At 60.4% G+C, this 22718-nt stretch carries 19 protein-coding genes and 1 pseudogene; 9 read left to right on the top strand and 11 right to left on the bottom strand.

The features are described from left to right. Positions 1 to 27 precede the first annotated feature (27 nt). From C6558_RS06045 to C6558_RS06010, 7 genes and pseudogenes are all read left to right on the top strand, one after another. Positions 28 to 1314: an ABC transporter substrate-binding protein gene (locus tag C6558_RS06045; protein ID WP_107026972.1), complete on the top strand. Its 1287-nt coding sequence runs from the start codon at positions 28 to 30 to the stop codon at positions 1312 to 1314. A gap of 213 nt (positions 1315 to 1527) precedes the next feature. Further along, positions 1528 to 2712, top strand: coding sequence for an ABC transporter substrate-binding protein (locus C6558_RS06040; RefSeq protein ID WP_158268918.1), 1185 nt, complete (start codon positions 1528 to 1530; stop codon positions 2710 to 2712). Between the two features lie 65 nt (positions 2713 to 2777). Further along, positions 2778 to 4652: a DUF2264 domain-containing protein gene (locus C6558_RS06035; protein WP_107026970.1), complete on the top strand. Its 1875-nt coding sequence runs from the start codon at positions 2778 to 2780 to the stop codon at positions 4650 to 4652. 46 nt (positions 4653 to 4698) lie between these two features. Next, a complete protein-coding gene (gene kduI, locus C6558_RS06030; RefSeq protein ID WP_107026969.1) occupies positions 4699 to 5538 on the top strand; it encodes a 5-dehydro-4-deoxy-D-glucuronate isomerase in 840 nt (279 codons plus the stop codon). After that, positions 5535 to 6299 (top strand): 2-dehydro-3-deoxy-D-gluconate 5-dehydrogenase KduD, encoded by a 765-nt coding sequence (kduD, locus tag C6558_RS06025; RefSeq protein WP_107026968.1) that lies wholly within the window; start codon positions 5535 to 5537, stop codon positions 6297 to 6299. The genes kduI and kduD overlap by 4 nt, the downstream gene beginning before the upstream one ends. Positions 6300 to 6405: 106 nt before the next feature. Next, positions 6406 to 6535: pseudogene (locus C6558_RS40605) on the top strand (transcriptional regulator); the annotation flags it as partial. A gap of 269 nt (positions 6536 to 6804) precedes the next feature. Then, positions 6805 to 8937, top strand: coding sequence for an adenylate/guanylate cyclase domain-containing protein (locus C6558_RS06010; RefSeq protein ID WP_245449129.1), 2133 nt, complete (start codon positions 6805 to 6807; stop codon positions 8935 to 8937). Between the two features lie 243 nt (positions 8938 to 9180). Here the strand turns inward: C6558_RS06010 and C6558_RS06005 are convergent, their stop codons facing one another. The 5 genes from C6558_RS06005 to C6558_RS05990 all read right to left on the bottom strand — a co-directional run bounded on the left by C6558_RS06005 (position 9181) and on the right by C6558_RS05990 (position 14782). Continuing rightward, positions 9181 to 10515 (bottom strand): DUF2778 domain-containing protein, encoded by a 1335-nt coding sequence (locus C6558_RS06005; RefSeq protein ID WP_245449128.1) that lies wholly within the window; start codon positions 10513 to 10515, stop codon positions 9181 to 9183. Positions 10516 to 10959: 444 nt separating this feature from the next. Beyond that, positions 10960 to 11565, bottom strand: coding sequence for a nucleoside deaminase (locus C6558_RS06000; protein WP_107026965.1), 606 nt, complete (start codon positions 11563 to 11565; stop codon positions 10960 to 10962). Positions 11566 to 11649: 84 nt separating this feature from the next. Next, positions 11650 to 13137: a nucleobase:cation symporter-2 family protein gene (locus tag C6558_RS05995; protein ID WP_107026964.1), complete on the bottom strand. Its 1488-nt coding sequence runs from the start codon at positions 13135 to 13137 to the stop codon at positions 11650 to 11652. 91 nt (positions 13138 to 13228) lie between these two features. Beyond that, a complete protein-coding gene (locus C6558_RS39600) occupies positions 13229 to 13696 on the bottom strand; it encodes a hypothetical protein (protein ID WP_146160872.1) in 468 nt (155 codons plus the stop codon). 192 nt (positions 13697 to 13888) lie between these two features. Then, positions 13889 to 14782, bottom strand: coding sequence for a LysR family transcriptional regulator (locus C6558_RS05990; protein ID WP_107026963.1), 894 nt, complete (start codon positions 14780 to 14782; stop codon positions 13889 to 13891). A 92-nt stretch (positions 14783 to 14874) separates the two neighbouring features. Between C6558_RS05990 and C6558_RS05985 the strand changes: the two genes are divergently transcribed. Beyond that, the gene (locus C6558_RS05985; RefSeq protein ID WP_107026962.1) at positions 14875 to 16290 is read left to right on the top strand and encodes an aldehyde dehydrogenase family protein; all 1416 of its coding nucleotides are present in this window, start codon (positions 14875 to 14877) and stop codon (positions 16288 to 16290) included. 215 nt (positions 16291 to 16505) lie between these two features. Continuing rightward, positions 16506 to 17072, top strand: a complete 567-nt coding sequence (locus C6558_RS05980) for a dual specificity protein phosphatase family protein (RefSeq protein WP_107026961.1) — start codon at positions 16506 to 16508, stop codon at positions 17070 to 17072. Positions 17073 to 17165: 93 nt separating this feature from the next. Here the strand turns inward: C6558_RS05980 and C6558_RS05975 are convergent, their stop codons facing one another. From C6558_RS05975 to C6558_RS05950, 6 genes are all read right to left on the bottom strand, one after another. After that, positions 17166 to 17840: a phosphatase PAP2 family protein gene (locus C6558_RS05975; protein ID WP_107027110.1), complete on the bottom strand. Its 675-nt coding sequence runs from the start codon at positions 17838 to 17840 to the stop codon at positions 17166 to 17168. Between the two features lie 59 nt (positions 17841 to 17899). After that, positions 17900 to 19222: a histidine kinase dimerization/phospho-acceptor domain-containing protein gene (locus tag C6558_RS05970; RefSeq protein ID WP_107027109.1), complete on the bottom strand. Its 1323-nt coding sequence runs from the start codon at positions 19220 to 19222 to the stop codon at positions 17900 to 17902. Between the two features lie 6 nt (positions 19223 to 19228). After that, the gene (locus C6558_RS05965) at positions 19229 to 19882 is read right to left on the bottom strand and encodes a response regulator transcription factor (protein WP_025430235.1); all 654 of its coding nucleotides are present in this window, start codon (positions 19880 to 19882) and stop codon (positions 19229 to 19231) included. Between the two features lie 225 nt (positions 19883 to 20107). After that, positions 20108 to 20857 carry an isoprenylcysteine carboxylmethyltransferase family protein gene (locus tag C6558_RS05960; protein ID WP_107026960.1) on the bottom strand — a complete coding sequence of 250 codons (750 nt, stop codon included), beginning with the start codon at positions 20855 to 20857 and terminating at the stop codon, positions 20108 to 20110. 9 nt (positions 20858 to 20866) lie between these two features. Beyond that, positions 20867 to 21628 carry a carboxy-S-adenosyl-L-methionine synthase CmoA gene (cmoA, locus tag C6558_RS05955; protein WP_107026959.1) on the bottom strand — a complete coding sequence of 254 codons (762 nt, stop codon included), beginning with the start codon at positions 21626 to 21628 and terminating at the stop codon, positions 20867 to 20869. A 271-nt stretch (positions 21629 to 21899) separates the two neighbouring features. Next, a complete protein-coding gene (locus C6558_RS05950; RefSeq protein ID WP_107026958.1) occupies positions 21900 to 22715 on the bottom strand; it encodes an ABC transporter ATP-binding protein in 816 nt (271 codons plus the stop codon). Between the last annotated feature and the right edge of the window lie 3 nt (positions 22716 to 22718).

Raw genomic sequence — 22718 nt, 5'->3', positions numbered from 1 at the left:
CAAAAACGGAACCAAAGGGAGGAATTCATGATCAATCGACGCGAACTTCTACGCAACGGCCTGCTGCTCGGCGGAGCGGCTGCATTTTCGCAGCTTCCGCTGCGGACCGCATTTGCCGACAGCGCCACGATGCGGCTCTACTGGTGGGGCACGCCTGCGCGCGCCGAGCGCACCCTTGGCGTCGCCCGGCTGTTTGAAGCCGCCAATCCGGATGTCAAGATCAACGGCGAAGTCGGCGGAAACGACTATTGGTCGAAACTGACGACGATGCTTGTTGGCGGCAATGCCCCTGATATTTTCCAGCTCGAGCCTGGCCGATTTGCCGACTATGCGCGCCGCAACACCACGCTTCCGCTCAACGATTTCCTCGGCAAGTCCATTCGCACCGACAAGCTCGCGCCGGGTGTGATGGAGCTTGGAACCGTCGACGGCAAGGTGGCGGGCATGCCGCTGTCGCTCAACGCGTTCGCATTGTTCTATGACACGGAAGCCTTCAAGCAGGCCGGGCTCAATCCGCCGGGGGCCGCGACCACGTGGGACGAGTTCGCCAAACTTTGTGTCGAGCTGACCAAGGCGATCGACCGCAAGAACGTTTGGGCGGTCGGCAACGCATCACGCTACACCTATGCGTTCGATGCATTCTTGAACCAGCGCGGCAAGCGATTGTACGGCGAGGACGGCAAGATCGGTTTCGATGTCAACGATGCCAAAGACTGGTATGGCTACTGGGAGAGCCTCGCCAAGAACGGCGGCTGCGTGTCGGCCGAAGTCCAGTCTATGGACCAGATTCAGGTCGATTCAAACCCGCTGGCAACCGGCAAGGCCGCCATGGCCATCGCGTTTTCGAACCAGCTTCTCGGCTACCAGTCGGCGGTGAAGAACCCGCTCGGGATCACCACCTTGCCGGTGACGGATCCATCAGGACCGTCCGGCCTGTTCTACCGGCCGGGTCTGCATTTCGGCATTGCAAGCACCTGCGAAAATCCGGAACTTGCTGCCCGGTTCATTGACTTCTTCGTCAACGATATGGCTGCCGGCAAGGTTCTCGGCGTCGAGCGCGGCGTTCCCGTCAACACCGACGTCAAGGGCGCGGTCGTTCCGCTGATCGACGACGTGTCGAAACGGACGGTCGACTACATCTCGTCGATTGCCGGCCGGGTCGGCGCCTATCCTCCGCCAGTGCCGGTCGGCGCCTCCGAATTCGACACACGCGCCTTCCGGCCGCTGGCAGACAAGGTGGCCTTTGGCCAGGTGACGCCCGCAGAGGCGGCTGATCAGTTGGTTGCGGAAGGCGGCCGAATTCTCAAGGGCTGATCGTCTCGCGACGATAGTGGCCGCTTCGCTTGTCGAAATCGCCTAAGCGCCCAAGTGCGCCGCCGAAGGAGGTCGGCGGCGCACAGAAATCGAAGCTTTCGGGAGAGGACCATGCTTGGCAGACGCGAATTTTTGCAGTTGGGGTTGTTGTTCGGGGGCGCGGCAACGTTTTTGCAATCGCCGTTGCGCTCAGCCTTGGCGGATAGTGCAACGATGCGCCTCTTCTGGTTCGGTTCTCCCGCACGCGCCGAGCGCACCCTTAGTGTTGCCAGGTTGTTCGAGGCCGCAAATCCCGGCGTGAAGATCAATGGCGAGGTTGGCGGCAACGACTACTGGTCGAAGCTGACGACGATGCTGGCCGGTGGCAATGCGCCAGATATCTTCCAGCTCGCGCCAAGCCGCTTTGCCGACTACGCGCGCCGCAACACCATGCTTCCTCTCGGCGATTACCTGGGAAGCACGATCCGCACCGACAAATTGATGACCGGCGTCCTCGATCTCGGGGCGGTCGACGGCAAGGTCGTCGGCATGCCCCTGTCATTGAATGCGTTTGCTCTGCTTTACGACCGTGTCGCCTTCGAAAGCGCCGGCATCGCACCTCCGGGACCGACGACGACCTGGGACGATTTTGCCAGGCTCTGCATCGACATCACCAAGGCGATCGGCCGGAAGAATGTCTGGGCAGTCGGCAACGGCGCGCGCTACAGCTATGCCTTCGAAGCGTTCCTCGTTCAGCGCGGCAAGCGATTGTACGGCGAAGATGGCCGGATCGGCTTCGACGCCGCCGATGCGAGCGAATGGTACGGCTATTGGGAAAGTCTGGCGAAGAACGGCGGCTGCGTGTCGGCTGAAATCCAGGCAATGGACAAGCTGCAGATCGACTCCAATCCGCTTTCGACCGGTCATGCGGTCATGGCGATTGCCTTTTCCAACCAGTTGCTCGGCTATCAGGCGCTTGCCAAGAACAAGCTGGAGATCACCTCCTTGCCGATAAGCGAAGCATCGGCACCCTCCGGCCTGTTCTACAAGGCCAGCCTGCATTTCGGTATTGCCAGCACCTCCAGGCAGCCGGAACTTGCTGCACGGTTCATCGACTTCTTCATCAATGACCTGGCGGCCGGGAAAATTCTCGGGGTTGAACGCGGGGTGCCGATCAATCTTGATGTCAGGGAGGCGGTGACGCCTCTTGTCGACGATGTCTCGAAACGATCGGTGGACTACATTTCTTCGATAGCCGGACGGGTGGGCGCCTTTCCGCCTCAGGTTCCGATCGGTGCCTCCGAGCTTGAAGAGCGCGTGTTCCGCCCGATCGCCGATCAGGTTGCCTTCGGCCAATTGACTGTCGCTGCGGCTGGCGAGGAGCTGGTCGCGCAGGCAAACCGCATCCTCAGGAGCTAGCGCTTCCAACCGGTCGGCGCCCTGCAGGGCTCCGCAGCACACGCTTCCCAAGACAGGAATGGCCAATGACAGATGGCATATATCCCGACAGCCTGTTCCACCCATGGTCGGGCAATGAACTGCGCACGCGGGCCGATGTCGAGCGTGCATTGAAATCCCTCTGTGCTCCGGCCGAACCCAACCGGTCGGCCGGTGGAGCGCGGCTGCGGTTCGACGCGACCGCGGCGCATTTCGATCAGGCCGCGGCCGATCTTGAGGGTTTTTCGCGGTTGTTGTGGGGACTGGTCCCGGCGCAGGTCGGCGGAGCCGACTGGATCGACTGGACGCCGATCGCGCGCGGCCTTGCGTCCGGCACGGATCCGCACCATGCCGAATACTGGGGGCAGCCGACGGATCGCAATCAGCGCCTTGTCGAACTCGCGGCCATCGGCTTTGCGTTGCGTCTCGTGCCGGACAAGCTCTGGGCTCCGCTTGGGCCAGATGAGCGCGAGAACGTCGTCGCCTATCTCAAGTCAGGGCATGCCTGCCGGTTTTCTGAGAACAACTGGAAGTTCTTCCGGCTGCTCATCAGCCTGGGGCTGAATTCCGTCGGCGCCTATCGCGATCGGGACTTGGACCAAGCCTATATCGACGAGCTTGAAACGTTCTATTTCGGCGATGGCTGGTACAGCGATGGCGACGCGCGCCGTGCCGACCACTACATCCCCTTCGCCTTTCACTTCTATGGGCTCATTCTTGCCGTGCTCGACGGCCGCGCCTACACGCAGCCCTATCGCGAGCGTGCGCGTCTCGCCGCCGACGATATGACGCGTTGGTTTGCCGATGATGGCGCCGCATTGGCGTTTGGCCGGTCGATGACCTATCGCTTTGCCATCGCCGGTTTCTTCGGCGCTCTGGCATTTGCCGGCGAGGAGGCGCTGCCTTGGGGGCAACTGAAGGGCTTCTATCTGCGCAATCTGCGCTGGTGGGCCAAGCAGCCGATGGCGTCGAGAGACGGCATCCTGCCGGTCGGTTACGCTTACCCGAACCTTCTGATGTGCGAGACCTACAACTCTCCGCAGTCGCCCTATTGGGCCTTGAAGGCGTTTCTGCCGCTGGCCTTACCGGAGCAACACCCCTTCTGGAGCGCTGAAGAGGCGGATTGCCCTCCGCGCGACGACGTTGCCATACACGGGCATACGGGCATGATCATCAAGAACCCTCCGGGCGATGCGATCGCGCTTTGCGGCGGCCAGCAAACGGGTCCGCAAAACACCTGGGCACGGTTCGGTGCCGAGAAATACAGCAAGTTCGTCTATTCCGCCCGCTACGGTTTCAGCGTGGAAAGTGACCCCAACCGTTTCGCCGACGCGGTCCTGGACGGCATGATCGGATTCAGCAGCGACGGCCTCCAGTTCCATGTCCGCCAGGCCAACGAGCAAGTGCTGATCGCCGATGGCGTCCTCTACGCGCGCTGGCGGCCCAATGGCGACATCCTGGTCGAAACCTGGCTCTACTGGCATGGCGATTTCCATGTCCGCACCCATCGCGTCTGGGCCGAACGAGCGGTCCTAACCAAGGAAGGCGGCTTTGCGATCGCCCGAAGCGGTGGGCTTGCCGATGCATTGGAAGGTGAAGCTGGCAACGCGGTTGTCGCGACCCCGCACGATCTGTCGGCGATCGTCGATCTCGGCTCGTCGGTCATCCGTGCCGGCAAAGCGCATATCGCCCAGCCGAACACGAACCTGATTGCCGGAAGGACGCTGGTGCCGCAGTTGACGGCAGAGATTCCCCGGGGAACGAGCACACTTTTTGCCGCCGTCCTGGCGAGCGCCGATCCCGCCATCGGGCGCAGCACGCTGACGCGCCTGCCGCCGTCCCCAGACCTGCCAGCGCTTGAAGCGCTGATCAAGGCAAAGGGCCGGCCGGTCTCGCTCATGAGCAGAAATACGAACGCCTGACCGGCCGCTGATGCCGGCCCATTTTGCAAGTCGAGGACAAGAACTGATGGATATTCGCCAAGCTATACATTTCGAACAGGCCGAGATGCTCGACACCGAGGGGCTGCGCCGCCATTTCCTCGTCGAGGATCTTTTTGCTGCCGGCGAGATCCGCACCACATACAGCCACTATGATCGGCTGGTTCTGCTCGGCATCCGGCCGGAGGCCACGCCGCTCGCCTTCAGCGCAGAGCTCGCGAAATCCGCCGGCGTCGCCGATTTTCTCGAGCGTCGGGAACTGGCAGTCGTCAACCTCGGCGGTGGCGTAGCGAGAATATCTGCTGACGCTGAAGACCATGTCATTGCGCCTTTCGAGGCGCTCTACATTGGCAAGGGGGCGAAGTGCGTATCGTTTGCCGCAGTGGACGAGGCATCGCCTCCAAGGCTCTACGGTGTTTCGGCGCCCGCGCATGCCAGCCACCCCACCCGCAAGATCACCCAGGAAGAAGCTTCGCCGCAGGCACTCGGAACGAGCGAGGCTGCCAACAAGCGCACCATCTACAAATATGTCCATGATGGCCTGTTGCCGACCTGCCAGCTCATGCTCGGCATCACGCACTTCGAGCCCGGGAGCGTCTGGAATACCATGCCTGCGCACCTTCACGATCGGCGCATGGAAGCCTATCTCTATTTCGACATGCCGGAAGATCGCATGGTCGTCCATCTCATGGGGCGGCCCGAGGCGACGCGCCACCTGATCGTTCGCAACGAACAGGCGGTCATTTCGCCCCCGTGGTCGATCCACAGTGGCAGCGGCACCGGCTCCTATGCCTTCGTCTGGGCAATGGCAGGCGATAACCAGTCCTTCGCCGACATGGATTTTGTGGCAATGGAGACCCTGCGATGACCGAGATTGCGCATCTGTTCAGTCTTTCCGGCAAGTGGGCGCTGGTCACAGGCGCCCGGGGAGGGCTTGGGCAGGCGACGGCACTGGCGCTTGCGAAGGCAGGGGCCGACATCGTCGGCCTCGGGTCGACGCCGATGCCGGAAACCAGAGCGTTGATCGAAGCTGTCGGACGCCGATTCCTCGGCATCCAGGCGGATCTTTCACAACCCAACGATTTTCGCTCTCTCGTCGGAGAGATCGAAGAGCAAGCCGGGCCCATCGATATCCTGGTCAACAATGCCGGAACGATCAGGCGTGCCGATCTGCTCGACTACTGCGAGGCTGATTGGGACGTGGTGACGAACGTCAACGAGAAGAGCTTGTTCTTCCTTAGCCAGGCCGTTGCGCGCGGCATGGTTTCGCGTCGCTTCGGCCGCATCATCAACATCGCATCGCTGCTCTCGTTCCAGGGGGGCATCCGGGTTCCGGCCTATACCGCCTCCAAGCATGCGGTGGCGGGGCTAACGAAGCTGATGGCAAACGAGTTGGCTGCATCCGGTGTCACCGTCAACGCGATCGCGCCCGGCTATATGGAAACTGACAACACCGCGGCCCTGCGAGCGGATCCGGAGCGACAGAGGCAAATCCTCGAACGTATTCCCGTCGGGCGATGGGGCGTTCCTGACGATCTGACGACTGCTGTCCTGTTTCTGGCAAGTCCGCATGCATCCTATGTGACTGGAGCGATCATTCCGGTGGATGGAGGATGGCTCGCGCGGTGATAGCACTTCGATCGTTAGGACAGTCGCTATGTCGAGCGTGCAGTTTGGGGGTGGCAGTGGAGAAAAAGAGCGCATTGCTTCACCCGAGGCGAGATCGGCATCCGAGGATCTGAAGGGTGAGAAAATCATCTCGTTCTCGCGCCAGAGCCTGTCTTACACGGAGCGCTTCCGAGAAGTTCGAGGAGTACGATCTTTCGACGAACGTCACTTACAGCTGCGACGACACCTTCTCGCTACAGCGCCGCGCGTCATATTAGACGCGCAACGGTCGCTGTAGCACTTTGAATTGCTGCATGCTTTCATCCTCAAATCGAATACGAGCGTTGGCCGTCGAGTGATTTCTGGCTTAAGATGGCATCTGCTATACGCCGAGGTTGGCACTGCCCAACAGGCAGCAGATGACCGTTCCACATTGAACAGTCTGCTGTAGCAGAGGTGCGACGTTCGGATCATCACCATTGACGGTATTTGCCCGGCACTTCGCGTTATTGGTGGGAGTTGTGTCATGCGTTCGCCAGATGTGACCGGAATTTCCCGCCCCCCGCGCTGGGGGTTGGCCGCAAAGCTGTTTACGACGCTCGTCCTGCTTGGCGCTGCCGCGATCTTGGTGACCGGTGTACTTGGCTACTTCCGCGCCCGTGACGCCATCGAAAAAGCGGTTTTCGACCAACTCACGGCCGCCCGTCAGAACAAGACGCGTCAAGTCGAAACCTATTTCCGCACCATCGCAGCGGAACTGCGCCTGCTCGCCGCCTCCAAGATGGTGGTTGATGCGACGCGCGAATTCCGGATTGCGGTCGACCAGCTCGATCGCGCAGGCGTACAGCCTGAACTGCGCCAGAAAGTCCAGGATTGGTACGCCGCGAACTTCATCCCGCAGATGACGAGTATCCTGGGAAGGCAACCGGAGCTGTCAGATTATCTTCCGGTTGGCGGTGCCCCGTACTATCTGCAGTATCACTACATCGTGGAAAATCCGAACCCGGCGGAGCGGCGCAAGCTTCTCGATGATGCCGGTGATGGCAGCGAATACACCAGGCTGCATGCCACCTATCATCCATTGATGCGCGCAGCCGCCTCGATGGTCGGTTTCTTCGATTTCATGATCGCCGAACCCAAATCGGGTCGACTGATCTACACAGTCCAGAAGGAACTCGATTTTACTACATCCCTGCAATTCGGTCCCTACCGCCGCTCCAACGTCGCATCCGCTGTCGCGCGCTGCGCGGAGCCCGCCGGACAATCGGCCATCTGCCTCGAGGATTTCGCTCCATATGCACCGACCGGTGGAGCGCCAATTGCCTTCATGGGAGCACCGGTGATTGATAAGGGTGTCGTCATCGGGGTGCTGGTCGCGCAACTGTCAAACGAGGAGATCGACAACGTCGTCACTGGTGGTCGCCGGTGGCGACAGGAAGGGTTCGGCGACACGGGCGAGGCATATTTAATTGGACCCGACTATCTGGTGCGCTCTGGACCGCGGACATTCTACGAGAACCGGGAGGCGTACTTCGCCGAACTCAAGTCTGTCGGTGCCTCGGACGAGGAGATCGCCGCCATTCAGCGTTACGGGACGCCGGTGATGCATCAGCGCATCGACACCGAGGCATCTCGGGCAGCACTTGCCGGTGTCGAAAACACCGGCGAGATCATCGGGTACCGCGGCGTGCCGACACTCGCCTCGTGGGGCCCGCTCGAGATACCCGGCGTCAGGTGGGCGCTTGTTGCTAAAATTGACAGCGCCGAGGCCTTCGCGCCGATCGCCCGGCTCCGCCAGGAGCTGCTAATCGTCGGGGGATTGGCGCTCTTGGCGGTTGCCATGACCGCCGCATGGCTTTCGCGCGCACTGCTCGGACCGCTGCGTGAACTCACTGCCGGAGTAAAGCGCTTCGCGGCCGGCGACTATGGAGCCAGTGTGCCAGTTCGCACGCGCGACGAAGTGGGCCAGCTCTGCTCAGCCTTCAACGGCATGGTCGAGACGCTGCACGAAAAAAATGTCGTGATCGAGAACAAGAATCGTGAGAACGAGGAACTGCTCCTCAACGTGCTGCCGGCTCCGATCGCCAACCGGTTGCGCGGTGGCGAGGCTGGGATCGCCGACGGCTTCGCCGAGGTGACCGTCGCCTTCGCGGATCTTGTTGGCTTCACGGCTCTGTCATCGGAGATGCCGCCACACGAGGTCGTCACGTTTCTCAATGGGCTATTCACGCGCTTCGATGTCGCCGCCAATGAACTCGGAATCGAGAAGATCAAGACGCTTGGTGACGCCTATATGGCGGTGTGTGGTTTGCCCGAGCCGGTGGCCAACCACTCCGAGCGGATGGTGCGCATGGCTATCCGCATGGTCCACATCACCCGAGAGCACGCGATGGAAAACAACGTCTCGATGAAGCTCAGGGTTGGCGTCAATACCGGGCCGGTCGTGGCCGGCATCATCGGCAAGAGCAAGTACATTTACGACCTGTGGGGCGATACGGTGAACCTTGCCAGTAGGATGGAATCAGGCGGCGTGCCCGACGCGGTTCAGGTGACGCGCCCCGTCTACGAAAAGCTCAAAGACCACTTCGTCTTCGAGCCGCGCGGCGCTATCGAAGTCAAGGGCAAGGGCAAGGTAGAGGCCTGGCTGTTGAGGCTGTAATGCCGAGCCGGCCATATACAGCCTGTCGACCAGGTGGAAGCGATACGGGAACGCGTTCGCAATTTCTCGCCGGCATGAACCCCTACGTCTCAACCTAATGGCAGCGAATTTGGAATGTCTTTGACCTTTATGGCCTTCGCGCGGAGATGATGTAGCTGGAATACTCCAACCCGCGTCCTTCTCAGTCGCGTTGGCGGAACGCCTTGGCCGCCATCACTACCGCGACTGCCGGGATGTTGTCCGTCAGCCCTTCTTTCCGTTCGATGCCATCTGTATGCCGGCCGCGCGTCCGCCGCTCGGAACCACGACGATCTGCCTGACCTTGCCTTCTTTGAACGCTGTGAGGAAACGCTTGTAGTCCTTGAAGGCGACGCAGCCATGCGATTCCGCCCGGCCGCTGCGCAGCAGGTAGCTGTGGGTCAGGAAACCGTCTCGGCCGTGCTTGTTCTTTCCGTCGACAGGCAGCATGCGGACCGCCTCGACCCCATGGAAGCGCGTTTCGCGCATCTTGAGATTGTAGGTGTGCGGTGGGGTCGGTCCGGTCATCTTGACGTTCACGTAACGCGGATTGTCGGCCATCTTGCCGATGCCGGAATGGGCCTCGAGCACGCTGCCGTCGGGCATGTAGACCTTCGCGGCGGTGATGTCGTAGACCGCGACGCCATTTCCTGCGCGGGCACCGCCGCCGAATAGGTTGCGGAGCGCGCCGAGGCCGCCACCGGATCGATTGTCCGCCGGATTGTTCGGCCGCACAAAGGCAAGCTGTTGCTGCTTTGGCTTTTCGCGCTCATCGGCTTTCGGCGCTGCCTCGTCCTTGGCCCGTCGGGTCTCGGGCTTTTCCGTTTCAGCGGCAGGCTTTTGGGCTTGATCTCCGCTGGGACGGAACTGTGGCTTCGGTCCCGAAGACGGCGTGTCCTCATAGTCTGGCAGGGCAACGGCCTCATCTTCGGCATTCGGGCCCTGCGAGGCGGCTGGGTCCTCCTCCAATGGTACCGTCAGCAAGGCCGAGAACACAGCGCTGTCCGTTGCGCTCTGAGAGGGGCCCGCATACGCCAACGAGACCAGGGGCTTGTCGGTTGCTACGGCGCGCGGCGGTCCGAACCGTTCCGGTGCAGGCGCGTCAAGACTGGCAATCGCGCGGCCCGGCGTGATGGAATGAGAGGCCTTGAAGTGGCTGGCGAGCTGCTCGGATGTCAATGCAGCCTGCTTCCCACCGGAAGTGAAGCGTGCAGCCTTGCCACTCGTCTCGGCATCTCCGAAGATATCGGCACGGCGGGGAAGTTTCCCTTCGGCGCCGCTAAGGCTTGCAAGCACGACGGGCTCAGCCACGGCGGCGATCAGCGTCGGCGTCTGTTCGACCCGTGCCTGCTTGACCCACGAGCGCTCTTTTTTTCTCTGAGCCACATAGAGTTGTGGCTTGGGCAAGAGGTTGCCCGAACCGTGAACGAAAAAACTGCCCATCGCGACTGCACCGGCCACGGATCCCACAGCCGCGCCGGCAAGGGCGACGCCGCAACAGGTGATCAGCAGTGGGCGCAACAGGCGGCGCAAAGACTGTGAACGAACGACCTTACTCAACAACGCATCTCAAGCCAGCAAATCTCGCAAACGCTCTCCGGCCGACGAGCGACCACCGCTGCGCAATTTCCCGGATTGTCCCCTTTTTGACGACGGATCGACAAAGAATGAACAAGTATGGTTAAATTTTGCTTTCCATGAATCTCGCTAGATTAAAAACTGGCATCAAGGCGTCCGTTCCCGGCCGTCGAGTGGGTTTGCCGGGTGATCGGCGGCTGGCTACTGACGTGGGGTAGGGTGCCGGGTGTAGCCCCACCAAGGACTACACCCGGTGCGTACTCTTCAATCAGGCTACAGCGCCGCGCTTCTTATCTGACGCGCAAAGGTCGCTGTAGCCCTTTGAATTGCTGCATGTTTTTATCCCTAAATCGAATAGGATCTAAGGAAACATGCCGTAGGCGGCGGTTTCTATCGAGACCGGCGCAAAAGGGACGGATCGGCGCGTTAGTTGAGGGGGATTGCATTATCCCCCTTGCTGGCTTGATAAACTGCGGAGAGGTCGTCGTATTTGCGGCCGATTGCAGTTGCTCTTTCCTTCAAATGCGAATGCTGCGGTTCCGGAACTCCGTCGATCAGCCCCATGATCGACTGTCCTTTCCAGAATGAATTCGTCCGATTGTAGCCCCCTGGCTCCAGCGTGAAGACTTCCTTCAGGATCTTCAAATCGTGCGGAATGGAAAACGCATCCCGGGAATCCTCGTGGCTGAAGAAGTAGAAGAAGTTGTCGAAGCCTGCCCAGGTGATTGCCGAAAGGCACATCGAGCACGGCTCATGGGTCGACAGGAAGATGAGGTCCGTCGTATCCGGCCGCTCGGATCCGGTCATCTCATAGAAGCGCTTCAGGGTGTGAACCTCCCCGTGCCACAACGGGTTCTCGGTTTCGTTGTTGGTTTCGACGAGCACGGTCGAAAGGTCCGATTTCCGCAGCAGCGCCGCTCCGAAGATCTTGTTGCCTGCCGCAACGCCCGCCTCAGTCGCGGGGATGATGCCAGCCTCCATGGCTGTCAGCAGGGCGTCGAGCAGACGCGTCGTTTCGATTTTTTCTGACATTCTTTATCTCCTTGAAATGTCGGGAAAAGGTTGGTCCGGATCAAAGTTTTGACCTCGATCCGGAACGTGATTTCAAAGCAATGCTCAGTGAGCGCCCTCAGGGATCATCGGTATTTCGATGCCTTTTTCGTCATAGAGCTTGCCGTTGAGGAAGTAGTCGCCATCGCGAAGCCGCACGATGTCCTTGTAGCGGATCGTCCGTTCTGTCCCCGCCACGAACACTGACTGCTGATCGGCATTTCCTGCTTTGAAATGGTTGAACAGCAGGTTGAGGACGATCGCCATCAACGCAGCGGAACTGATGCCGGAATGAAAGATCGTCGCGACCCAGGCCGGGAAGTGCTCGTAGAATCCCGGTGACGCGATGGGGATCATGCCGAAACCGATCGACGTCGCGACGATGATCAAGTTCATGTTGTTGTGGTAGTCGACCTTGGAGAGCGTGCGTATGCCACTTGCCGCGACCGTACCGAAAAGGACGATGCCGGCCCCACCGAGAACGGAACTTGGCACCGCTGCAACAACGCGTCCCATGACCGGCAGAAGGCCGAGGGCGACGAGAAAAAGACCGCCGGTCGCCACCACATAGCGGCTCTTCACGCCGGTTACGGCGACAAGCCCGACGTTCTGGGCAAAGGCACTCTGTGTGAACGAACCGAAGATCGGCGCGAGAATACTCGACAGCATGTCGGCCCGAAGCCCATCGCCCAGGCGGTGAGAATCAACCTTCGTTTCGACGATCTCGCCAACGGCGAGAATGTCGGCTGATGTCTCCACGAGCGTCACGATGATGACGATCAGCATCGAGACGATGGCGGCGATCTCGAAGGTGGGATAGCCGAAATGGAATATTGTCGGCAGGGCGAAGAGGGGGCCATTTCCGACTTGCGAAAAGTCGGTCATGCCAACGGCATAGGCGATGCCCGTTCCGATCACGAGCGCAAGCAGGATGGAGAGCCTTGAAACCGATGCGCTTCCAAGCTTGCTGAGCAGGAGAACGATGGCGAGCGTTGTGGCGGCCAGCTGGATATTTGCCGGGCTTCCGAAATCGGGGGAACTGTTGTTGCCGCCCATTGCCCAGAACGCGGCGACCGGCATCAGCGTCAGTCCAATGGTGGTGATGACGATACCGGTGACTAGGGGTGGGAAGAAACGGGTAATCCGTGAGAATACGGGCGTAATTAATAGCCCGATCAACGACGCCGCGATAACGGCGCCGAGAATAGACGGTATTCCCCCATTGCCGGAAATCGCCACCATTGTCGCAACCCCCGAGAACGAAACGCCCTGTACAAGCGGCAGACGGCTCCCGAAGAATGGCAATCCCAATGTTTGCAGGATGGTGGCCAGACCACCGGCAAAAAGCGACGCCGTCACCAGGAGGCCGATGTCACTTGGGCTAAGCCCCGCCGCCTGTCCGACAATAAGGGGTACGGCGACTATGCCGCCGTACATCGTCAGAACGTGCTGTAATCCATATGCGATATTGGCGCCGATGCTGAGTTTTTCGTCTTCCGGGCGCCTGCTTGATGCACTTCCCTCTTTTATAATTGCCAAGGTAAACTCCTCCATACCTTTGCTGAGTTGCGTTTTGAGTTGAACCCCATTTCGGTCAGACACGTCGGCATAGCCATCGGGGCACAGGCCTATGCCGAGCATGGGCTCATGCCTGAATGAGAGATCGTTGCCGCTTATCGTCGACGTTGCTGGAACGCGCACGAGAGACGTGTCGTCGTGCAACAGGGGCAGGGTGTCCGAACCGAATTTCAGGAGCGGTGCCCGGCGGCGCTGCGCGCTCTAAGAGGTGAACCGGATCATCGAAGAGACCGAGCGGCAAGGCAGTTTCGCCACCCTCGATCGAACGGATCCTGATTCCGCGAACGAAATCGAGGCTGCCGATAATTTTATGGATACCCTGGGACCGAGCAATGACTGTGAAACGCTTCGAGTGGACGTCGACCAGCTCTGATGCGACCACGTCGCTCTTGGCAGGGGACTTGCGACGGGCGTCAGACTGGCGCGTATTGCGGCAGATAACGCAATGAAAGCCATAGACTAACCGACCAGCGGTTGAGGTCTTCCAATCATGCTCAAAGCAAAAAATATTACCAAAGGGAAGTTCGGTTTCCATGCCCCCACCAGCTCCATAGTTGAACTGGCAATTGGCCAGTTTCGCTAGGACCCTGTTCCAGGAGGTGCGAACTCCGGATCGTCATCAACGTGGGTTGAACGGGGCAATTCTTGCGAGGCACAGGCCTACGCTTCAATTAACGATGCAATGTTTTTACAGATACTGTCAAGGGGGCCAAGGAGACGTTATCGCTTATCGAGATCGTTCCTTCACGAGATCGATGAAGGCGCGTAGTTTGGCGGGCGCGTGCCGGCGCCCGGGGTAGTAGAGGCTGAGGCCGGGATAGGCCGGGGTCCAGTCATCCAGCACCTGGATCAGCCGTCTCGCCGCCAGATCCTCGGCGACCAGGTCTTCCGTGATCAGCAACAGGCCGACGCCGGCGAGAACCGCCTCGTGCATCAATGCGGTTTCGTCGAGCGTCAGGACGCCGGGAACGTCAATCTCCACCGTCTCGCCGCGCTTCTCGAATTCCCAGCGATAGATCGAACTGGAGGACATGCGCATGCGGATGCAGACATGGCGCAGCAGGTCGGCGGGCACGCGCGGCTGTTCGCGGCCCGCAAAATAGGCGGGCGACCCGACGACGATGGAACGGATCGTCCGGCTGAACGGCACGGCGATCATGTCCGCCGGTAGGCTCTCCTGAAGGCGGAAGCCGGCATCAAATCCTTCCTCCACAAGATCGATCAGCCGATTGTCGGTCACCAGCTCGACCTTCATCTCCGGATAGCGCCGGAGATATTCGAGGATCAGCGGCGACAGGATCATCCGCGCTGCGCCGAGCGAGGTGTTCAGCCGCAGCGTGCCGGAAGGGCGCTCGCGGTGCAGATCGACATTCTCGATGGCGGCGTGGATTTGCGAAAGGGCCGGAGCGACCTCCGCGATGAACTGCTCGCCCGCCGCCGACAGCGAAACGCTGCGGGTGGTGCGATCGAACAGGCGTACGCCAAGCCGCGCCTCGAGACCCGCGACCGCGTGACTGAGGGCTGAGGAGGACATGCCAAGGTCGCGGGCGGCGGCGCGAAATCCACCGCGTCGGGCCACCGCCACCACGGCTTCCAGTTCAATCAGGCCGCTGCGATTCATTGCGCTGGTTTCCGGGACAGTTTGCGTCTCTTTCACGGTCTTATACACGCAATCGGAAGGCGCTACATCCTGGTTTCAACAGGAGAACGACTATGCGCGATATCAACGAAATCTACATCGATGGCGCCTTCGTCACGCCGCACGGGACTGAGCGGTTCCAGCTTTTCAACCCGACTACCGAACAAGCGATCGGCGCGGTGCGCCTGGGCGACGTCGAGGACGCCCGCGCCGCAATTGCTGCTGCGAAACGCGCGCTGCCGGCGTGGTCGCAGACCAGCAAGGAGGAGCGGATCGTCCTGTTGCGCCGTTTCCATGACGTGGTCGCCGCCCGGTTCGACGATCAGCTCGACGCTATCGTCGAGGAATACGGCGCGCCGAAGAGCCGCGCCGGTTGGATGGTGAACATGGCGGCCACTGCCTTTCTGGAGGCGGCGGAAACGCTTGAGGCTTATGATTTCAACCAGACCATCGGCCGTGCGGACGTGCGCATGATGCCCTTGGGCGTCGTCGCCGCCATCACGCCCTGGAACAGCAATGCCTCCTTCATCTGCGGCAAGATGGCGATGGCGATCGCCGCCGGCTGCACCATCGTGATCAAACCCAGCGAAATGAGCGCAATCCAGACCCGGATCGTCACCGAGGCGCTGCATGAGGCTGGCGCTCCTGCAGGTCTGTTCAACATCGTCACCGGACGGGGCGATGTCGTCGGTGCGGAGTTCGCCTCTCATCCCGACGTCGCCAAGGTGACGTTCACCGGATCGACCGCAGTTGGACGGTCGATCCTGCGGTCGGCCGCAGAGACGATGAAACGCGTGACGCTGGAGCTCGGTGGCAAGGGGCCGCAAATCATTTTGGACGATGCCGATCTCGATGAGGCGATCCCAGTGGTGGTGGCGTCCGGTTTCATGAACAGTGGTCAGGCTTGCGTAGCGGGGACGCGGGTACTCGTTCCGGAAGGCAGATTGGCAGAGACCCTGGCGAGGCTGAAGACCGAGGTCGAGGCGGTCCGTGCCGGCGATCCGACCAACCCCGAAGTGTCCGTTGGCCCGATCGTCAGCCGGAAGCAGTGGGACCGGGTGCAATCCTATCTGAAGCTTGGACAGGAGGAAGGCGCGACGCTGCTGGTCGGCGGCGAGGGCCGACCCGAAGGCCTTGAGCGCGGCTGGTTCGTGCAGCCGACCGTCTTTGCCAACGTCACCAACGACATGCGGATCGCGCGCGAGGAAATCTTTGGACCCGTGCTGAGCGTGATTGGCTACGCCACAGAGGAAGACGCTATCGCCATCGCCAACGACACGACCTACGGCTTGCAATCCTATGTCCTGTCGTCCGATCCCTTGCGGGCGCGACGGGTTGCCGCGCGCCTGGAGGCCGGGCGTGTGGTGATCAACGGCGCACCCCACGAGCCCCTGGCACCCTTCGGTGGATTCAAGCAGTCAGGCATCGGCCGTGAACGCGGCGTCGTGGGCTTGGAGGCTCATCTTGAGCCCAAGGCGATCCTTGGCTGAGGCAATCGGTGGCGTCTCTCGAGGTCTGTCTCGACATCGAGAGACGCTGATCGTCCTGCTCGACGCCCATCTTTCGGAAGCCGCCGGAACAGATTTCTTCGCAAGCGGCGATGACGCCGTCTCCAGGTCAGCCGCAGCAGGCGAACATTGACCACATTGGCGTTCAGCTTCATGTCAGCGGTTGCATCCATGGTGCTCGAAAAGGAGCACTTTGGATGAAGCTTGGATCCATAAGACCAATCCTGTGGGCGACACTCGCGGCCGCATTGATCATCGGCGGGTACCTCGGCGGTATCCAGCTTTCCGGGAACTTCCATGAGGTGGTTCCGGGCGAGCTTTACCGCTCGAACCAGCCGACACCGGGTCAGATCGCCGACTACGCCAAGCGGTATGGCATCAAGTCGATCGTCAACCTTCGCGGTGTCGACAACGGCGCGGCTTGGTATCGCGATGAAATCGCTACTGCCGCAGCACTCGGTCTGAAACATGTGGACTTCAAGATGTCCGCGAGCCACGAGATGACCCTCGACCAATCCTTGAACCTCGTTTCGCTGCTGCGCGATGTTCCCAAACCGGCCCTCATTCACTGCCGGTCGGGCGCCGACCGCACGGGACTTGCTTCGGTCATCTATCTCCAGCAAATCGCCAAGGCCGACGAAGAGACCGCCGAAAAACAGCTGTCGATACGCTTCGGGCACATCGGGATCCCCTACCTTTCCCCCAGCTACGCAATGGATGAGAACTGGGAGATATTGGAGAAGGTCTTCGGCCTCGCCGGTTAGGGCATTTCCAGGAAAAGTGCCAAGCGGCGTTCCGTGAGGAAATGTTTGGAAACAAAGAGATGGAGCGTTTCTTTCACACCGCTTGGAAACGCTCTAACCGGCACTCTCCTCGGGGCGGGGCAGATAACGCCTGGCGATCATCCAGCAGATCGTTGCCCATGTCGCACCCGCACACCAACCGCCAAAAACATCTGTCGGATAGTGAACGCCAAGGTATATCCGGCTCAATCCGACCAACAAAGTCAGCGTCAGGGCCACGGTGATGACGTAGAGGCGCGTCGCCCGGCGCGATTGGATCTGCGAGAGAAGCAGACCAAGCGTCAGGTAGGTGACGGCCGACAGCATCGCATGACCGCTTGGAAAGCTGAGATCATGGACATCGACCAGATGGGGCACGATATCGGGTCGAGGTCTCGCAATCCCGATTTTCAGAAGCGTGCTCAGCAACCATCCACCCAAAACCGAGAGCAATACGAACATACCGGTGGCGCGACGCGATGCGAGAACCAGATAGCCGACTGTAACGATAGTGACGAGGGTCAGTACGGTGGTGCCACCGAGGCTGGTGATGTCGGTGACCACATGCGTCAACCATCCGGGCCCGATGGGAGCGGAGAGGTTGCCGGGCTGGCGCAGCGCGCGCAGGATCGCCTCATCGAACGCGCGCGTTTCTCCCTCGACCACCTCGCTCGTCAGCCTAAGGAAGACAAAGGCGCCTCCGGATGCCAGTGCAAAGGCGGCGATGCCTAGCGGCCCATACGCCCTCATGCGTCTGTAAAACCGTTCGGTTAGCGCGGCGATCTTGGACAAGGCGGGCTCCGGTTGGGTTAAAGGTGCACGGCGGCCTCGAAGCCGCCCAACCTACCGGTCGCAGGAGATTGGAGTGCCAGGCTGCCGTTCATCTGTTCGACGAAGCGCTTGACGATCGACAGCCCAAGTCCAGAGCCGGCCGCTTGCGTTGGTCCACGCGTGAAACGCCTCGTCAGGCCCGCCAATGTCGCTTGATCGAGGACGACGCTTTCATTGACGACGCGGATGCCATCACTGCCGAAAAAGACATCGACGCCACTGCCTGGCGGGCTGTGGACCAGTGCATTCTCAAGCAGGTTGCGCACGACGATCGCGAAGGCATCCGGGCGGATTTGCCGTTCGAGGCGCGCCCCATCCGGCGCATGAAGTACGATGCGCCCCGCGCCCAACGCAGATCGCCCGATGTCTTCGATGACAACCTGCAGGACCGGGAAGAGGTCCGTTTTTTCGTCCGACACGCCGATGCCTGCTTCAGCGCGCGACATCTGCAGCAGTTTTTCCGCCAGCCGCCCCAGATGTTGAAGCGATCGTTCGATCTGTCCGACACGGGCAGACAGCGAAGGCGGCACCTCCGCGAGCAGCCGTTGGGTCTGCGCCAGCGCGCCGGCAATCGGTGTGCGCAACTCGTGTGCGCTGTTGGCGGTGAATTCCCGCTCGGATTCGAGTACGGCCCGCAGTCGATCCAGCAGCAAGTTGACGGAGCGGGCGATCGGGCGAAGCTCGACCGGGAGCCCGGCTTCATCCACCGGGACCATGTTGCCACCATCCTTGGTGCCGATATCGTCGCGCAGCCCTTCAATTGGAGACAGCGTCATACGGACGACGAGGATGATGGCAATGATGCTGGCGGGAATGAGTGCCAGGATCGGGAAAAAGAGGGCCATTCCCCCCTCGATTGCAGCCTCGCGCCTATTGTCGAGGGAGTCCGCCACTTGGATATAGAATGAGCCGTCCGCGGTCCCGGCCGTGTATATCCGGTGCGTATCGTTCTGCGAGAAGCCGACCTCGAGGGGGGCCGGGAAGGGCTCGGCAGGCGCATCCCTCGATTTCAACAGGATCTGCCCGTCCCGACCGCGAACCTGGTAGACAAGATATTCGCGGTTGCTGGCTGCTTTTTCTGCCGGGCGTCGTAGCGCATCGCCCGCATCCCGCCCGGCCAGATCGTCGATGACGATCGGAAGCAGGCGTTCGGCGGTTTCTTGAATGCCGCTATCGAATATCTCGGAAAACTCGTCCTGCATGATGAGGATGCCAAATCCCATGGCGACGAGCCAGAAGGCAGCGACGACGCTTGTGATCGCGACGACGAGCTTGCGGGTCATGCTTGGTTTCTGGAACATGGTCACTCACTTGATGCAGTAGCCCACACCCCGAACGGTTTCGATACGGTCATGGCCGATCTTTTTTCGCAGCCGGCTGATGTAGACCTCGACCGTGTTACTTTCGATCTCGGCGCCGAAGGCGTAAAGCTCCTCGTGAAGCTGAGCCTTGGACACAATCGCTCCGGGTCGGGCCGCCAGCTTGTCCAGAACGGCCCATTCGCGGGCGCTCAAGAGCTGGATTTCGTTGTCCACCACCACGTTTCGGTTGATCTGGTCTATCTCGATCCCTGGTAGGCGAATGGTCGAGGTTGGCTTGCCCGCATAGCGCCTCGATACAGCCAGCATGCGCGCAGTCAACTCGTCGAGGTCGAAGGGTTTGACGAGATAGTCGTCTGCCCCGCTGTTAAGTCCCTCGATCCGATCGGATACCTGATCGTGCGCTGTCAGGATGATGACCGGCGTTGCATCCTGACGCGAGCGTAAAGACCGGAGCAATGACAGTCCATCTCCATCCGGCAATCTCAGGTCGAGAAGGATAAGCCCGTATTCGACCGTCCCCGTTGCCGACATCGCATCAACGACGCTTAAGAACCAGTCTACGGCATGGCCCGCGGCGGCGACGTGATCACGCAGCGCCTCCCCCAGGACCTGATCGTCTTCCACAAGCAGAACGCGCAAGCTACCATCCGCCACCAAACAACCTCTGCCTATTGTCGCCCATAGGCATGCGTCAAGTCGATTGTTTTTCGATCGGTCGGATTGCTCATGAGGCCATGGCTCCCTTTCAGGCCGAAACGGCGCCGAGTTGTGGATCGTAGGCTGCGGGATCCCTGGCATGAACCTGAAGGGTGCGAGACGATGGAAGCCATCGTCTCCGGGCAGGGTGCCACGGCAGGCGGCGCCCTAGAGCGATGTCTTCGGTTCGCGAAACGCACCGTGCTTCTTGAAGTGGCTGACCAATGCGGTCGCCATGCCGACAAGCGCCATCAGGGCAGCGAGAACAAGCAGATAGGATCGCTGGTGCTCAAGGTTCTCGGCGATGGCGAACCGATACATTTCCGTTGCGAGGATCGCGAGCAGAGCGGCTGAGACAGTCGAATAATCCTTGGCGATGACGCGCTTGAAATTGAATGTCGTCCCGTCGATCGAGTGGCGGAAATTCTCAAGCCGCAGCGCCCAGCGCGGCACGTCTCGACAATAGGCACGATAGGCCTCGCCGAACTTCTGCTCCAGGAAAACTTCCTCGGCATAGACGATGCACTGGTACATGAAGGCAAACAGGCCAACGCCAATTGCAATAACCAGCGGATTGCCGTGCAGCAGGAAAATGCCGGTATAGACGAGCATGTTGCCCACATAGAGCGGGTTTCGGCAGACGCCGAACATGCCTTCGGTGACCAGGTCCTTTGCGTAGACCCTCTTGTTCAACCCGCCGCGCTTAATGTAGGCGTAGCCCACCACGACCGTGCGTAATGCCAGCCCGGCGAGAACAACAGCAATGGCGGCCGCGGTCTTCAGCAGGTTCGCCGTCCCGCTGCCCCACATTTCGGTTGACGGCGGCACCAGGATGAAGAGTGCCAGGATGATGGCCGGGAAGACCTGGTTGCGGTATCGGAAGAAGAAATTGCCGAGCTGTATCATTATCGTCTTCATGTCCGCGCCCTACTTGACCGCGACGATGCCGCAGAAATTGTACCAGCGGAAAAAGACTTCGACGCTGCGGAAGCCCACTTCTTTCAGCAGTTGCAGGTTTTCCTCCAGGCGATAGGGGATCAAGACGTTCTCCAGGGCTTCGCGCTTCTTGGATATCTCGATCTCGGAGTAGCCGTTGCGCCGCTTGAAATCGTAGTAGTGCTGGATGAAGAGCCGGTTGAAGGTCGTATCTTCACCCGTCAGCTTCTCGACCAGAAGCAGGCAGCCTCGATCGTTGAGAGCTTGATACATCATGCGCATAACGCGTTCGCGGTAGAGCGGACGAATGAACTGCAGCGTCAGCAACATGGTGACGACGCTCGCATTGTCCATGTCCACGCCCTGATGGAGGTCGGCGACCTTGAGGTCGATCTGCCTGCGGGGTGCCGATGCGTCTATCTTCTGGCGCGCCTTGTCGAGCATGTCGGGCGCATTATCGATGCCGACGAAGCGAACGCTCGGCTCGATGACGCCGTCGAGGCTTAGAAGGGTCGTGGCTGTGGAGCAACCGATGTCATAGAGGTTGGTGTCGGGTTGCGCGAAATCACGCGCAAGCTCGCACACCATGCGCTGCATTTCCTCGTAGTAAGGAACGGAGCGACCGACCATGTCGTCGAACACATCCGCAACCGTTGCGTTGAAGGCGAAATCCCCGACCTGTTGGTCGTCGCGGGCAAAGACTTCGTCCTTCCCGCTGGAGCGAAGATGCAGGTGTTGTGCCTTATTGGCCATGGGTCGCAATCCGATTGATACCTTGCGTCATGACCTTCATCGCAGGCGATGGAGGTCTACCGACATTCGCAACAGGCCACCCGAACCTGACATGAACCTGAACGATGGGGTGACGCGCAGGGCACTGGCTCCCGCTACAGCGCCGCGCTACTGAAGGACAGAGGTATGAAGAAGCGGAGATTTAGGGAAGAGCAGATTGTTGCGGTGAAGCCCGAAGACGCTGCCCGTTGTCTGCATCAGGAATCGGATCGGGCTAAGACAAGCGATCGTATTACTGGCATGCTTTCTGCGATCGTGGCTTCTGCAACGGTGTGCCGCCGAGAGGCACCCGAAAATAGTGCTCGCCCGAGGCGGTGGCTTCGAAATTTCCATGAACCTCGAAGGTTGTCTGAAGGTAGCTGGTGTTGGGTAGTTCTCGGCTCCGCCCTTCAAAAATGAGCTTGCCTTTGGAGAGCAATACGACGTTGTCGGCAACTGCCATCGCATGATTTAGGTCGTGGATGGCAAGCACGACAGCGATACCCCTCTCGGTGCTCAGTCGATCAAGCAGTTGAAGGACTTCGACCTGATGGCCAATATCGAGGAATGACGTCGGTTCGTCCAGCAGCAGGATTTCCGCTTCCTGCGCCAATGCCGCTGCGATCCAGGCTCTCTGGCGTTCTCCTCCCGAAAGATTGGTGAGATCACGGTCAGCGAGATCGATGAGGCCAGTTTGCTCAAGCGCCCAGCCGACGGCCGCAAGATCCCTCCGCGAAAAACCCTGGAACAAGCCGAGATGGGCGTACCGACCCTGGCGAACGAGTTGTTCGATCGTCATATTCTCGGGCGAGGTGGGGTTTTGCGGCAGGAAGGACAGCCGCTTGGCAAGGTCGCGCCGCTTCCAGGTTTCGATCGGCTTCGCATCAAGGCTGACGGTACCGTGCGTACACCGTGCAAGGCCGGCCAAAGCATGCAGCGCCGTACTCTTGCCGGAACCGTTCGGACCGATCAGCGAGGTTATCTCGCCTGGGCGCACCTCGATCGATAGCCCGTCCAGTGCGGTCATCGCTCCGTATTTGATTGTAATTTCATCGGCTCTCAATGGCATAAC

It is taken from the genome of Ensifer sp. NM-2 (genome assembly GCF_003024455.1).
Taxonomy (GTDB): Bacteria; Pseudomonadota; Alphaproteobacteria; order Rhizobiales; family Rhizobiaceae; genus Ensifer; species Ensifer canadensis.
This window is presented reverse-complemented; position numbering and strand designations above follow the sequence as displayed.